This window comes from uncultured Shewanella sp., assembly GCF_947501225.1.
Taxonomy (GTDB): domain Bacteria; phylum Pseudomonadota; class Gammaproteobacteria; order Enterobacterales; family Shewanellaceae; genus Shewanella.
The window spans coordinates 1-13,533 of sequence record NZ_CANMUW010000014.1 but is presented as its reverse complement, the minus strand read 5'-3'; the positions used below and the strand labels follow the sequence as shown (position 1 = coordinate 13,533).

Annotated in this window: 12 protein-coding genes; 3 read left to right on the top strand and 9 right to left on the bottom strand. The window is 49.4% G+C overall.

The genetic code is table 11. The features are described 5' to 3' along the window. Positions 1-14 precede the first annotated feature (14 nt). Both Q1B47_RS17100 and Q1B47_RS17095 read right to left on the bottom strand, forming a co-directional pair. Positions 15-1,124: an anhydro-N-acetylmuramic acid kinase gene (locus Q1B47_RS17100; protein ID WP_299796515.1), complete on the bottom strand. Its 1,110-nt coding sequence runs from the start codon at positions 1,122-1,124 to the stop codon at positions 15-17. 146 nt (positions 1,125-1,270) lie between these two features. Further along, entirely contained in the window at positions 1,271-2,707 is a 1,437-nt protein-coding gene (locus Q1B47_RS17095) for a peptidoglycan DD-metalloendopeptidase family protein (protein ID WP_299796231.1), read from the bottom strand. Positions 2,708-2,847: 140 nt separating this feature from the next. On the opposite strand from Q1B47_RS17095, the gene tyrS reads away from it, so the two are divergent. Next, the gene (tyrS, locus tag Q1B47_RS17090; protein ID WP_299796228.1) at positions 2,848-4,044 is read left to right on the top strand and encodes a tyrosine--tRNA ligase; all 1,197 of its coding nucleotides are present in this window, start codon (positions 2,848-2,850) and stop codon (positions 4,042-4,044) included. 125 nt (positions 4,045-4,169) lie between these two features. On the opposite strand, the gene Q1B47_RS17085 is transcribed toward tyrS, so the two are convergent. The 6 genes from Q1B47_RS17085 to mtnN form a co-directional block, all read right to left on the bottom strand. Next, on the bottom strand, positions 4,170-5,804 hold the full coding sequence (locus Q1B47_RS17085; RefSeq protein WP_299796225.1) for a peptide MFS transporter: 1,635 nt from the start codon (positions 5,802-5,804) through the stop codon (positions 4,170-4,172). A 176-nt stretch (positions 5,805-5,980) separates the two neighbouring features. Further along, positions 5,981-6,460: a nuclear transport factor 2 family protein gene (locus tag Q1B47_RS17080; RefSeq protein WP_299796222.1), complete on the bottom strand. Its 480-nt coding sequence runs from the start codon at positions 6,458-6,460 to the stop codon at positions 5,981-5,983. Continuing rightward, a complete protein-coding gene (locus Q1B47_RS17075; RefSeq protein WP_299796219.1) occupies positions 6,457-7,083 on the bottom strand; it encodes a trimeric intracellular cation channel family protein in 627 nt (208 codons plus the stop codon). The genes Q1B47_RS17080 and Q1B47_RS17075 overlap by 4 nt, the downstream gene beginning before the upstream one ends. Then, the gene (locus Q1B47_RS17070; protein ID WP_299796512.1) at positions 7,080-7,457 is read right to left on the bottom strand and encodes a DUF2721 domain-containing protein; all 378 of its coding nucleotides are present in this window, start codon (positions 7,455-7,457) and stop codon (positions 7,080-7,082) included. The genes Q1B47_RS17075 and Q1B47_RS17070 overlap by 4 nt, the downstream gene beginning before the upstream one ends. A 128-nt stretch (positions 7,458-7,585) precedes the next feature. Next, positions 7,586-8,569, bottom strand: a complete 984-nt coding sequence (locus Q1B47_RS17065) for a cobalamin biosynthesis protein (protein WP_299796216.1) — start codon at positions 8,567-8,569, stop codon at positions 7,586-7,588. Positions 8,570-8,641: 72 nt separating this feature from the next. Further along, a complete protein-coding gene (gene mtnN / locus Q1B47_RS17060) occupies positions 8,642-9,334 on the bottom strand; it encodes a 5'-methylthioadenosine/S-adenosylhomocysteine nucleosidase (RefSeq protein WP_299796213.1) in 693 nt (230 codons plus the stop codon). Between the two features lie 347 nt (positions 9,335-9,681). Here mtnN and Q1B47_RS17055 point away from each other — a divergent pair, with 347 nt between their 5' ends. Both Q1B47_RS17055 and Q1B47_RS17050 read left to right on the top strand, forming a co-directional pair. After that, positions 9,682-10,983, top strand: a complete 1,302-nt coding sequence (locus Q1B47_RS17055) for a diguanylate cyclase (protein WP_299796210.1) — start codon at positions 9,682-9,684, stop codon at positions 10,981-10,983. A gap of 539 nt (positions 10,984-11,522) precedes the next feature. After that, positions 11,523-12,497 (top strand): nucleoside hydrolase, encoded by a 975-nt coding sequence (locus tag Q1B47_RS17050; protein WP_299796207.1) that lies wholly within the window; start codon positions 11,523-11,525, stop codon positions 12,495-12,497. Positions 12,498-12,659: 162 nt separating this feature from the next. On the opposite strand, the gene Q1B47_RS17045 is transcribed toward Q1B47_RS17050, so the two are convergent. Then, positions 12,660-13,235 carry a sugar O-acetyltransferase gene (locus Q1B47_RS17045; RefSeq protein ID WP_299796204.1) on the bottom strand — a complete coding sequence of 192 codons (576 nt, stop codon included), beginning with the start codon at positions 13,233-13,235 and terminating at the stop codon, positions 12,660-12,662. Between the last annotated feature and the right edge of the window lie 298 nt (positions 13,236-13,533).

Sequence of the window (13,533 nt, the reverse complement as noted above, 5' to 3'; positions counted from 1 at the left end):
TGCGGCCATGTTAATTATGCCGCCGGGAACAGAGAGCCCAGCACCGCCTCTCTGGAGGCTCCGGTTACAGCGGGCAAGTTGCCGGGCAGACCTTGATGGTGACGCATTGCCAGCCAGGCAAAGGCAATGCCCTCAACCCATTGGGGGGCAATGCCCAGCTCCTGAGTCGTTTCGAGCCTGTATCCGGGTAGTAACTTTGCCAGACGTGACATCAATTCGGTGTTAAACGCGCCCCCACCACAGACAAACATCTCCCCTCTGGGCGACAGGGCACGGGTCTCTTTGGCTATGCTGTGACAGGTGACGTCAAGCAGGGTGGATTGAATGTCGGCTTCATTGAGGTATCCGAAATCGGCGGCTTGCTGCTCGAGCCAGGCTTGATTGAACAGCTCACGCCCGGTGCTCTTAGGGAAAGGTTGAGAGAAGTAGGTGTGTGAAAGCAGGTGGTTAAGCAGCTTTTCATCGGTCGTTCCGCTTGCGGCCCAGATACCATCTTTGTCGTAGGGCAGATCTTTTACCTGTTGTATCCAGGCGTCGATCAGGGTATTTCCGGGGCCGGTATCGAAGCCTATCACATCATCGGTATTACCCGGCAGGTAGGTGAGGTTAGCTATCCCTCCTATATTGAGGATCACCCGGGGAGTGTCCGGCCTGGCAAACATCTGTTGGTGGAACGCAGGAACAAGCGGGGCTCCCTGACCGCCGAGTGCGATATCTTTGCGCCTGAAGTCTGCGATGACATCAATGCCGGTTTTAACGGCTATGGTATTAGGGTCGCCGATCTGAAGTGTAAAACCCATGTCCAGATTAGGCATGTGTCTTACTGTCTGTCCGTGGCTGCCTATGGCTACGACCTGTTCGGCGGATACTCCCGCCTTATCCAGAAGTGCGTTGACTGCGGCGCCAAATAACAGGCCAACACTGCGGTCTAACTGGCCGAGGAGGTTGATCTCATCATTGCCTGGTAAACAGAGTCGCTGTAGGTTTCTCAGGGTGTGCTTAGGAATAACCTGGCTGTGTTTGGCAAGCAGCCTGGGATTTTTTGAGCCAAAGTCGACCAGTACGGCATCGATACCATCCATGCTGGTACCCGACATTAACCCTATAAAATAGTTTGTATTCATCATTATTATCCGTTGTCGGCTGGGCATCGGCATGTTTCATCGCTGTCTATCCCAGGTTGAATTCTTGAAACCTGTCTGGCATATCCTCCGGCTCGGTTGACCCGGAGGATTGGCGGGGTGGTCACTGTTTAGCGATTTGAGCCTGATTACTGTGACGCCAGATAAACTTGTTTGTTATGTTGAAGTTTAGCCATGATCTGTTTGCTAAGCGCCATAAACTTAGGTTTATCTTTCTTGGCAATGGGCAGTGATTTAGGGAGTTTTATGGTCCTCGGATTACGGTGTACCCCGTTGACGATGAACTCATAATGCAGGTGGGCTCCGGTGACACGCCCCGTTGCGCCTAATGTGCCTATGACTTGTCCCTGTTTAACGGTTGCGCCCTGCTTAACTTTGCGCTTTTTCAGGTGGAGGTACTTAGTGGTATAGGTGTCATTATGTTTAATAAAGACATAGTTACCATTGTATTGATTGTAGGCTGACTTGATGACTCGCCCTTTACCTGCGGCCTTGATCGGGGTTCCTACCTTGGCGACGTAATCTACGCCTCTATGGGCCCTGACCTTTCCTGTGACAGGATGGAGACGTTTTGGATTAAAGCTTGAGCTTACGTATTTGAAGTCTACCGGAGAGCGGAGGAAGGCTTTACGCATGCTGTGTCCCTCTTCGGAGTAATAGTTACCGTCGGTATAGCGCACCGCCGTATAGCGGTCCCCCTGGTTACTGAATTCTGCCGCTAGAATATTGCCGTTCCTCAGGAACTCACCGTCGGCATACTCCTCTTCGTATATGAGAGCGAAGTGATCGTCCTTTCTGAGATCCAGCGCGAAATCTATGTCCCAGCCGAAGATTGTGGCCAGTTGCATGATCTGATTTGGTGTCAGTCCGGCTCCCACTCCGGCGTTCCAGAAGTTACTGCTAATGGTCGCACTGGCGAATTTTGTGCGACTCTCTACCTGCTTTTCGCTGATACTCTCTTTATAACCGGCGTCGCTTCTGGTGATGACCAGAGTCGATATCGGGTTGAGCTGGTATTTTAGTTCAGCGAGTTTCCCGGCAGCATTTTTGGCTATGATGAGTTCTTCGCCCGGCATTATCTTCAGCAGATTTTTCTTTGCCTTGGGCAGCAAGGTTATCTCGTAGACATCTCTGGAACTAAGACCGGCACGATTAAAGAGCGCCGCTAAGGTATCTCCGCTTTTTACCTTGAAATGTTCCACATCCAACTTCTCGGTCCGCATCGCCTCCGGGCTTTTCGCAGTGTCTTCATCTATGGAGTGAATCTCTTTCGATGCAGCCGTTTGAGAATCCGGGGATGAAGCGATCCCAGCTGGTGGGGCGGGTTTACGAAATGCCAGCGGTAGCTTTAACTGCTCTGCGTTTCTGTTTGCGATATCTGAAGCCGTATTATCCGAGCCGTTGCCCAGATCTATGCTGCCGGAAAGCTGAGTGTTGGTGTTTTTCGATGCCTGAGCATCATCGGCGGGAATAAGAATGATGATCAGTGTGACCAATACCAGAAGAGTCAGTAGTATCTGATGCAGCCTAGGCAGTAATTTTAATAACGTGATAACCTTTCCCATCGACCCCTTTCCCGTCACACTAAATAGCATTTTTTGTCGCTTATACCGATCCCCTTAGTGTACACACTTTCATTTGTGCTGGCTAACAAGTAACATGACTCTCTTTATTTTGTAATAGGCCCTTTGGAGTAGCTGGCGAGATGGCTGATTTAGACCAAGCATTAGCAGAAATTAAACGTGGTACCGATGAGATTTTGCTCGAAGCGGATCTGCTGGAAAAATTAAAAGAGGGGCGCCCCTTGCGTATCAAGCTTGGAGCCGATCCTACCGCGCCTGATATTCATTTAGGTCATACCGTGATCCTCAATAAGATGCGCACCTTTCAGGAGCTGGGTCATGAGGTTATCTTCTTGATCGGTGACTTTACCGGTATGGTTGGTGATCCAAGCGGTAAGAACAGCACTCGTCCTCCTTTGACCCGTGAGCAGGTATTGGCTAATGCTGAAACCTATAAGCAGCAGGTCTATAAGATCTTAGACCCGGCAAAGACGCGTATCGAGTTTAACTCAAGCTGGCTTGAACCTATGGGCGCAGCCGGCATGATCCGTTTGGCATCCAAGCAGACCGTTGCACGTATGATGGAGCGTGATGACTTTAAGAAGCGTTATGCTTCGGGTCAGTCTATCGCGATTCACGAATTTATGTACCCGCTGCTACAGGGTTATGACTCAGTTGCACTGGAGTCTGATGTCGAGCTGGGTGGTACTGACCAGAAGTTTAACCTGCTTATGGGTCGTGAGCTGCAAAAGTCAGAAGGGCAGAAGCCGCAAACCGTTATCATGATGCCACTGCTTGAAGGCCTCGATGGCGTGAAGAAGATGTCTAAGTCTGCGCATAACTATATCGGTGTGAATGAGCCGGCCGGTGAGATGTTCGGTAAGATCATGTCTATCTCTGATGAGTTGATGTGGCGCTACTTCGAGCTGTTATCATTCCGCCCTCTTGGAGAGATCGAGCAGTTTAAGGCCGATGTTGAAGCCGGTGCTAACCCCCGCGATATCAAGATTGCGTTGGCGAAAGAGATCATTGAGCGTTTCCATGATGAAGCCGCTGCCGATGCCGCCCATCAGGAGTTTATCAACCGCTTCCAGAAAGGTGCGATTCCTGACGATATTCAAGAGTTGGAGATCGCCGCCGGTGAAGGAATCGCTATCGCTAACCTGCTTAAAGAGGCTGGGCTGGTAAGTTCGACTTCCGATGCGATGCGTATGATCAAGCAGGGCGCAGCCAAGATAGACGGGGCAAAGATTGAAGACACCCGTTTACAGCTTAGTGCCGGAACCAGCGGTGTGTTTCAGGTAGGTAAGCGTAAGTTTGCTAAGATCACTCTGGTTTAAAACACAGATTTAACGTCTATGTGTTAAAAGCTGAGGCGGGGGAGATTAGCCGCTTCAGCTGGATGAATCGATAAACGGCCTGCATCTGCAGGCCGTTTCTATTTCAGCCTTAAACTTTTCAGTGGTTAACGAACACCGTGCATACCCCGCGTCAGTATCGGTGAGATAAGGATGAGAAAAGCACCGCAGAGTAGGCCGGTCCACATCAAAAATTCAAATAGCTGTGTGTAGGTCTGTGCGGCAAGGGTGATATCCATATCGACACTCGCCGATCTGTCGATGGCTGCCAGTTGTCCCAGACGCATGGCCAGAGTCTCCGAGAGTGCCGTTGCAAGAAACCAGACGCCCATGGAGAGGCCGACGACCCGGTGAATGGCCAGCTTAGTCACGGCTGAAAGCTCCACGGGAGAGAGGCAAAGCTCACCCGTGGTATGGAGCAGGTAGGCCAATACCAGCCACCACAGACTCATCTTTCCCGCCTCATCGGGGAAATGGGAGCCAAGCACGAGTACCCCGAATCCAAGCCCGGCCTGAATGATCCCAAGGCCAAACTTTACCGGGATATTGGGGTTGAGCTTAAACTTGTCCAGCCAGACCCAAAAAGCCGCAAAGGGCAGGGCGAGTAACATGATGAATCCTGCATTGAGAGAGCCAAATTGACCCGCTGCTATCTCAATATTCAGAATGTTACGGTCAACCACTCTATCGGCGAACAGCGTCATAGAGCCTGCAGCTTGTTCGAACAGCGCCCAAAAAACTATGGTCGATGCGATGAGTACCATCAGAACGCTCATCTGGTGCATCTCCTCTCTGGTGCCCTTGTATGCGGCATAGCTAATCAGGCCTATGCCCGATACCACGAGTACAATCTGCTGAGCGGTAAAAACCAGAGTCTCGTGCTGGATCACGAGCCAGATAAGCCCCAAACTCAGTATGGCTGCTATGTAGATCATCAACTCACGGCTGACAGGCCCCAGCACTTTCTCTGAAAGCAGCTCTGGCGCATGGGGCTCGGCTAAGCCCCTCAGAAATTTCTGTCCTTTGAGGAAGGTGAGCAGACCGATCAGCATGCCGACTCCCGCGCAGCCGAAGCCATAGCCCCAGCCGAATGTCTCGCCCAGGTAGACACAGATAATTGTCGCGGCGAAGGCGCCGATATTGATCCCCATATAAAATATGGTGAAGCCCGAGTCCCGCCGGATATCGTCTTTATCATAGAGCTGGCCCACTATGGTGGAGATATTGGGTTTTAAAAAGCCGACACCTACCACTATCAGGGCCAAGGCCAGATAGAAGATGTTGAGGGCGGCCAGGTCACGAATATGAACCGTTTCGGTTAGCACAGTGCCGGCCAACAGAAGCGTACCGTCGCTGAGGGTTATATCTGAGATGAGTTCGCTGCCGGCAGCGTACTCAACGGCCTGGTGTCCTTCGACAGCCATCAACAGGTGGCCAACACATAGCAATATTCCGCCGAATATGACGGCCTTGCGCATGCCTAAGTATCGGTCGGCTAGCATACCACCTATCACCGGCAGTGAGTAAACCAGGCCGGCGTAGGCGCCCAGGACCTCGAGGCCGGCTCCGTCGGAAAACAGGTGATACTTGGTCAGGTAGAGAAGTAGCAGATACTTCATGCCATAGAAAGAGAAGCGCTCCCACATCTCTGTGGCAAAACAGATATACAGGCCCTTGGGGTGGCCAAATAACTCCTCTTCGGCTAAGGGTCTTTCCCCCGTAAGTTCTGTCACCGACGCCATATATAGCTCCCCGAACCATGAGTACAAAAATGGCTGTAGTAATAATATTAGTCGATGGTTATCAGGAGGGGCCGTTTAGCCGGGTTTAAGAGTTGTTATTATTGAAAAATCGCTTCGAAGAGAGGTGGGGGAGCTAACCCTGCAAGGTAGCTGCCCCTTCGCTAAGCGCAGCTGAGTCACTGAACCGCTAACTGGTCCGCCATGGTTTGGTAATCCATCAGATCTTCATGCTCCTTGACCCTATTGGTGTCCATATCTAATTTTACCGTTGTAACCCCAGGGATCGCTAAGTCGATAATTTTTCCGGGTTTACCGAACTGTTCACCGGGTCCTTTATAGTGATAGTTGCCGATCATGACGACAAGGGAGCCGGAGTTAAACATATGCTCAATATTAAAGCCATATTCGAGAACGCCCTGATGGGCACGCTTAAGAAAGCTGAGTATATGACGTCTTCCGGTATACTTTTTGCTCGCAGTCCTGTCATTGAACACGCTGTCCCGGTTGTAAAAGTTGAACAGAGTTTTGTAGTCATGATCGGTCAGTGCCTGAATATACCTTACGGCAAGCTGTTGCTCGACAGGCATCTCTCCGCTGTTGGCCATCGAAGGAAGGCTGAAAAAAGTAAAAATTAACCAGAGATATCGCAAGTTCATTGTTTGTTCGTCTTCAGATCAAATGCAGGTAGAGAAAGGTGCCATTTTATAGCGGCCAACCTGATGGCTAAGGCGGCTATCATCGCAAGCACCAGAGCTTGTTTGTCGACAGCCCCTAAGTGAATACTCAGGCTGTAGCTGATCCCGCCAACAATAGATGCGGTGGCGTAGATCTCGGTTCTTAAGATCATGGGGATCTGACGGCACAACAAGTCTCGAATAATGCCTCCTCCGACACCGGTTATCAAGCCCATTACTACGGCTATCATCCCCCCGAGTTCGAGACTGAGTGCCTTCTCGGCTCCAATTACGGTAAATAGGGCGAGTCCCAGCGCATCGGCTATGGGAAGGGTGTGTTGCGGCACTTTTTTTGGCTTTCGCACAAAGAGCATGGTTAAAAGGACGGTGAGTAGTATGACTATGATGTAGTTGGGGTCACGTATCCAGAAAACCGGTGTGGTGCCCAGCAGGGCATCACGAATGCTGCCACCGCCCACAGCAGTGACAGAGGCAAGAACGATGACACCGAAGGGATCCATTCGATGGCGGCCCGCGGCGAGCGCTCCGGAGAGTGCAAAAACGGCGGTACCGCACAGATCGAAAAAGTAGATCCATTCGCTCATTGATCCATCTCTTTAAGATGGTGGTTGAGTGCATCGACCGAGATACGTATCTCCTTCACCGACAGAAGCAGGGAGTAGAGCAGAAGTAACAGACTACAACCGAAAATAAGGGAGCCTATCTTGTTGAGCCCGACATAGATGAAGATCATACACAGCACGCACAGTGCGAAACTCAAGACACCGGATTCCTGCATGCGCCTGATGATGATGATCCTCTGCCTTAAGTTCTTTAACTGTTCACTGTGAACCGGCTTACCGTCATTGCTCAAACTTCTGATCAGCGCGGCTAAGGAGAAAAAACGGTTGGTATATGCCAGTAACAGCAGTGAAATTGCCGGAAACAGGAGTGCCGGAGTGGTTAAAGATACATGAATATGTTCAAACAAAGTTGACTGCCTGTAGCGGAAATTGAGGTGAATGAGGTGAATAATACCAATGGAATTTGTGAATACCAAACAGATTAACTTGTAAATAGGAGGTGATGACTGTTTTACCTGAAAGCTCAGCCCTGTAGATAGCGTAAGCCGGCCCAAATCAGTGGGATGCTAATCACGAAGAAGAGCCAGATGGCATAGGTGACATTGGTCAGTTTGATGGCTGAGGTTATCGACTCGCCATCGGGCTTGGGGCCATAGCTTAGTCTTGGCGTATCAATCTTGGTCCCGTTAAACTTCATCGGCCCCCCCAGTTCTATGTTTAATACGCTTGCGGCGATAGAACAGGTATGGATGCAGTTATAGAAAGGCTGATTATTGGGCAGGGGCTTAAACAGGCTGAGAATACTCTTAGGCCCTCCCTGAATTGCCATGCTGATATTCCATAACCAGCCGGGAATGAGGAAAAACAGGGTACTCAACAGGTAGACCGGTTTCCCGAAGTGAGTAAATTTGGGATTGATGGCTGGCCAACATAGCTCAAGCTGCTTGAGCATTCTGGTTATCAGTACCAGAGGTGCACCGCCGATGCTGAAGAAGATGATGGTCGATACCGTACCGTAAACTGGTGTAGTGACCAGCTTCTCTATGGTTGCTTTGGCAATACCAACTTCGCTCAGTTGTCTGGTATCCCTGTAGAGCCAGGGTGAGAGTGTGGACCTGGCTCTTCCCTTCTCCTCCCGGCTCAAGGCTTGTTTTACCTCTATGGCGGTCTGATTGAAGTTCTCATCGTTGAGACAGATATATAGGGTGATAAACTCAAAGAACCAGGGGAAGGCGGCAAGTTGCATCAGGAAGGTCATGATCGCCGAAAAGGGCAAGACCAACAGGGCACAGGCTAAGGTACCAGCAATGAGTTGTTGCGATGGTGCACGACCCGGGCGATTGACCTTGGCCGCAAGCTCTTTCGCCAGAAACCCAAACCAGACGATAGGCTGGTAGTCCCGTGGCAGGGGGGCGACTTTTGAGAGCAGCAGGCTGATGATAAGGATCATGGCTCCCTGATACAGAGGAGTGTCATTGAGCAGTTGCGTCGCAAACTCTGGAACCATGATCTTTACCTAGAATGGCGTTATGTAACCCATTGTGCTTGTTGCATAAAGCCTGTTAAACAGCGGTGTCTGTTAAAGTTGCTTGAGAAGTGCTATCACCATTAATGCAGAATGGTGACCCGCCTTGACTAAGTACTCATCGAAATCGACGGGTGAGTCATTGTTAGCATTATCAGAGAGAGAGCGAATAACGACAAATGGTACATCGAACTGATGACATACCTGGGCAATCGCGGCACCCTCCATCTCACATGCCGCCATGGTCGGGAAGTGCTCCAACATAGTCTTAGTGCGGACCGGATCGCAGATAAAGCTGTCACCGGTGCAGATCAAACCTTCGATGGCTTTGACTTCGCCCAGGCTGGCTACGGCCTTTTGTGCTGCACCTACCAGTTTTGCATCCGGGATAAACGCCGCCGGTTGCTGTGCCATCTGCCCTATCTCGTAGCCGAATGCGGTTACATCGACATCGTGATGACGTAGTTCAGATGAGATAACGATATCGCCGATAGCCAGTTCGTCGGCGAAACCACCCGCAGAACCAGTATTGATGATCGCGTCAGGTGCGTATTTTTCGATGAGTAACGTAGTTGCTATGCTGGCGGTGACTTTGCCGATACCGGAGCGGGTGACGACAACCTCTTTGCCCGCAAGCTGGCCCGCAACAAATTCGATCCCCGCAATTGTTGTAGAGCTTGGGTTTTCCATCGACTCGACTAAGTGCGCAACTTCCGGCTCCATAGCGCCAATAATACCGATCTTCATTTATTAACCTTTTTGACTACCTGACTGAATATGGGCGCTAATATAACATGGGGGATCGGATTTAGTGAAAAATGTCTGACTTCGGGCCCGGCTCTGATTTATCCCTCTTGGTCAGTTATCTGCCTCATCTTGCTTTGTTTCAGATCCCGTATTTATCCGTTATCCCTGAAAGCTCTATATATTGCCTGATATTTCAACTATTTTTGAGCCTGTAGGTTATAATGCTAATAAAAAAATATTACAGGGTGTGACGATTTTGTCCGGATATTGTTTCTGCTCTTAGTTGCTACTGGGAGATATTCCGAATCCGTTTATTTTTGTATTTTGGAAATACAGGGAGAGTCAGCTTGAGTATTCGCTTAAAGCTATCGCTATTGTTGGGTTTGCTTTTTTTAGCAGCAATTTTCAACTCGATTTTTACCTTCCAGTTAGAGAGCTATGGTGAGGAGAAGCTGAGGTGGGTGATCCATACGCACGAGGTACTGAATGAAACACAGGTGCTGTCGGGAGCGATGAAAGATGCCGAAACCGGTCAGCGGGGATATCTGCTGACTACCAACTCCGCTTATCTTGAGCCCTATCATAATGGCGTGCTTATCGCTAACGAGAGCTTTATCAGATTAAAAGCGCTTACCTCTGACAACCCTGATCAACAGAAGATCTTAGACTCAATTGAAAAGCAGATGCAGCTTAAGTTTCAGGAGTTGGAGGAGACCATAGAGCTGGTTCTGGGGAGTGATAATCAGAGTGCGATTCAGATAGTACGTGACAACCGGGGTAAGCAATATATGGATACTATCCGCAGCCTCTTCGGTGCATTTATCAATGCGGAGAAGGTGCTGTTGGAGCAGAGAAAGGGAGATTTCAGAGAAAACAGGGCCCAGATAACGACACTCATAGCGGTTGAGATAGCCCTGTTCATTGCGCTCTACTTCATGACCATCACCTTTTTACGGCGCAGCTTCTTCACTCCTCTGGAGTTGCTGCTCTCCAGCGTTAAAAAACTGGAGGAGGGACATAAGCTTGAAGTGAGTGATGTGGTTAAAAACGATGAGATGGGGCACTTACTCTCAACCTTCTTTGTTATGAGTGAAAAGGTCTATGAACGGGAGCGGGATCTCGGTTTCAAGGCGCATCATGACGAGTTGACCGGATTAAAGAACAGGCTCACCATGCCCCAGGAGATAGAGACCGTTATCGATGAATTACAGGAAACCGGAGAGATGATCGCCGTGCTGTTTATCGATCTCGACCGCTTTAAGCAGATCAATGACCAGCATGGGCATCACGTCGGTGATTTAGTGATTAAAGAGACCGCTTATCGTATTAAGTATGCCGTACGCGACAGCGATACGGTATTTCGGGTGGGGGGGGATGAGTTTTTGGTGATCGTAAAAAATATCAAAAATATCACCGATGTTCATAATGTGGTCAATAACATAGTTAGTGAGTTTAAACATCCGGCGAGTATCGAGGGGCGTGAAGTCGATATATCGATCAGCGTCGGTGTCGCGGTGTCTCCTGATGATTCTCTTGATAGGAAAGAGATAGTGAAATTTGCCGATGTTGCCATGTATGCGGCCAAGCAGGATAAGGCGGCCAGCTACAGGATGTTCGATAAGGGGATGCTAAGGCGTGGCAGCGATTGAAACTCGGGGCTCTCGTAGAGGGGGGAGCAAATCATTTTTCCATCTTCTCCTGCTACCGAACCATTAAATAAAACGGCATAAGGCCTGAGCCCTATACCGGATTCGTTGGCAGCAAGCCAAAATGAGCCGATGGCGAGAGCGCCATATCATTGGAACCCTAGGGAGTTCAACTTCAATAGCGGGGGAGGCCACTCATTGAAGCCATAGATGAGTGAACCGAATAGCTTTCGGCTTATGATGGTGAAGGCTCTGCAAAAACGAACAGACTTGTTCTCTTTTTTGTGTAAGTTTCAGGACCTATCACACTCATTGATTCAGGCTTCTCGTATATTGGTTTTCTTGATTAAGCTTAAGTTTCTCGCTATCTGTATGGGCTTTCGGCTACCTCTGATTGGAGGTTTACCGGGGCTGAATCAGACTGATAAAGTTAAGCTGTTATATTTATTGATTCACTCTTCTACTCCAAAGAGCCCTACGACTGAAGTCGGAGAGTGAAGCATGCAGATATCGGCATACCATTAAACAGGATGAAAAATTCAATGACAAAAAAAATCATATTAGACACAGATCCGGGTATCGATGATGTAATGGCGATCCTGTTCGCCGAGGCGCACCCTGAGATTGAGCTAAAGGCGATTACCACTATTTACGGTAATGTGACCATTGAAGGGGCGACCCATAATGCGCTTTATCTCAAGCAGAAGTATCAACTGGAGGCCGATATTGTCCAGGGGGCGAGTAAACCCATAGTGCGCCCTCCGGTCGGCCCTACCGTGGTCGTGCATGGCGAGAGTGGCTTCGGGGATGTGGAAGTTCCCGCCGAGGTCGAAGGTGAGGCCGATGCTCGCCCCGCTTATCAGTATATTATCGATGCGGTAAAAGCCGAGCCTAATGAGATCACTCTTGTGGCAATCGGTCCTCTGACTAACCTGGCTTTAGCCCTGCAGGCCGAGCCGGAAATTGTCAACCTGGTCAAAGAGGTTGTGATCATGGGAGGCGCATTCGGCGTCAACGATCACCGGGGGAATGTGACTCCCTATGCCGAGGCTAATATTCATGACGACCCCCATGCGGCCGATATCGTCTTCAGTGCCGCCTGGCCTGTGGTTATTATCGGTCTGGATGTGACCGAGCAGAGCTTCTTTACCGGAGATTATCTGGACAAGCTTCGTGACGATGCCGGTGAAGTCGGCCAATTTATCTGGGACGTCAGTCGCTACTATCTTAAGTTTTATAAAGAGAAGGTGGGCCTCGATGCCTGTCATGTGCACGACCCGTCAGCCATCGCCTATGTGATAGACCCTGAACTCTTTACCCTCAGAGAGGGGCCGGTACGCGTGGTGACCGATGGACCCGCCGAAGGGATGACCATTCAGAAGTTTGATGGGCGCAAGTATCTCCATGATGAGTGGGAGAAGCATACGCCGCAACGTGTGGGCGTTGCCGTAAAGGATGCCGAGCTGCTCGAGATATATCGTCAGAGCATCATAGATTACGGCCGTAAAATGAGTTGAGCAATTATGAATTGCATCGATAATAACTCGGTGTGAACGTTATCTCAGAACATCAGAGGCGGAGTGTCAAACACTCCGCTTTTTTTGTTGGCCTTTGTAACTCATTTCAGCCCATGGCTGTAGGCGCTACATAAGATTTTGGAAAACTCCGTCCCTTATAGCCTATTCGTTCTCATGACCCTGTTCATTTTCATGAATCATCCTGATTAACTTAGCAGGCGTTCCACCAAACAGTGAATCAGGCGGCACATCTGTATTAACGACTGAGTTAGCCGCAATCACAGAGCGCGCACCTATGGTCACACCTTTGTTGATCACAACATTGCCACCAATCCACACATCATCCTCAATGGTAATAGGATCGCAGATGGTTTCCCAGTTACGACGTTTGAGATAGTTCAAGTCGTGGCTAGCACAGTAGAGCTGCGTGTTCGGGCCAATCAACACGTTATTGCCAATAGTAATTTTTGCGCCATCCAACATAGTCACATTCATGTTGATGAAGGTTTTTTCTCCGATCGAAATCGTCTTGCCGAACTCACAATAAAATGGAGAGCGGACGATACTAGAAGTTGAAATATTGCCCATTAGCTGTTGAAGCAGTTCACCACGTTGAGAGTTATCTGTATTTTGGTTAATGGTCAGCAATAAATTCGAAGCATTTTGACGGATATGATTAATACTTTCTGCGCCGCCGTCAAAGTCTTCGCCCGCAAGCATCTTTTCGAATTCGGTCATCTTGTCTCTCAACTTTATTGTATAGGTTTGTTGAAACAACATTGTATCACTTGCGGTATCACCTACTTATCACCCCATTCGTAACTTAGCACTAGTGCACATTTCTTGTTAATTACGCGCAAAAAGTACCGGAGTACGCCAATGCAGAGTGTCTCAAAGTGGTATCACAACTGTGTTGGTAAGAAAGTATTGCCCAGCTGTTGGTCAGGGCAACTCAGTTTTGCCCCATTACGTGTTAACTAGTGACATATCGCCACCAATGAACAGCCAATATAGCCTTATGTTTTTTATCAATGGG

Bases quoted from the DNA above. Each gene is read 5' to 3' on its own strand.
- Q1B47_RS17100 (WP_299796515.1), bottom strand. From the start codon at position 1,124: ATGAATACAAACTATTTTATAGGGTTAATGTCGGGTACCAGCATGGAT.
- Q1B47_RS17095 (WP_299796231.1), bottom strand. From the start codon at position 2,707: ATGGGAAAGGTTATCACGTTATTAAAATTACTGCCTAGGCTGCATCAG.
- tyrS (WP_299796228.1), top strand. From the start codon at position 2,848: ATGGCTGATTTAGACCAAGCATTAGCAGAAATTAAACGTGGTACCGAT.
- Q1B47_RS17085 (WP_299796225.1), bottom strand. From the start codon at position 5,804: ATGGCGTCGGTGACAGAACTTACGGGGGAAAGACCCTTAGCCGAAGAG.
- Q1B47_RS17080 (WP_299796222.1), bottom strand. From the start codon at position 6,460: ATGAACTTGCGATATCTCTGGTTAATTTTTACTTTTTTCAGCCTTCCT.
- Q1B47_RS17075 (WP_299796219.1), bottom strand. From the start codon at position 7,083: ATGAGCGAATGGATCTACTTTTTCGATCTGTGCGGTACCGCCGTTTTT.
- Q1B47_RS17065 (WP_299796216.1), bottom strand. From the start codon at position 8,569: ATGGTTCCAGAGTTTGCGACGCAACTGCTCAATGACACTCCTCTGTAT.
- mtnN (WP_299796213.1), bottom strand. From the start codon at position 9,334: ATGAAGATCGGTATTATTGGCGCTATGGAGCCGGAAGTTGCGCACTTA.
- Q1B47_RS17050 (WP_299796207.1), top strand. From the start codon at position 11,523: ATGACAAAAAAAATCATATTAGACACAGATCCGGGTATCGATGATGTA.
- Q1B47_RS17045 (WP_299796204.1), bottom strand. From the start codon at position 13,235: ATGACCGAATTCGAAAAGATGCTTGCGGGCGAAGACTTTGACGGCGGC.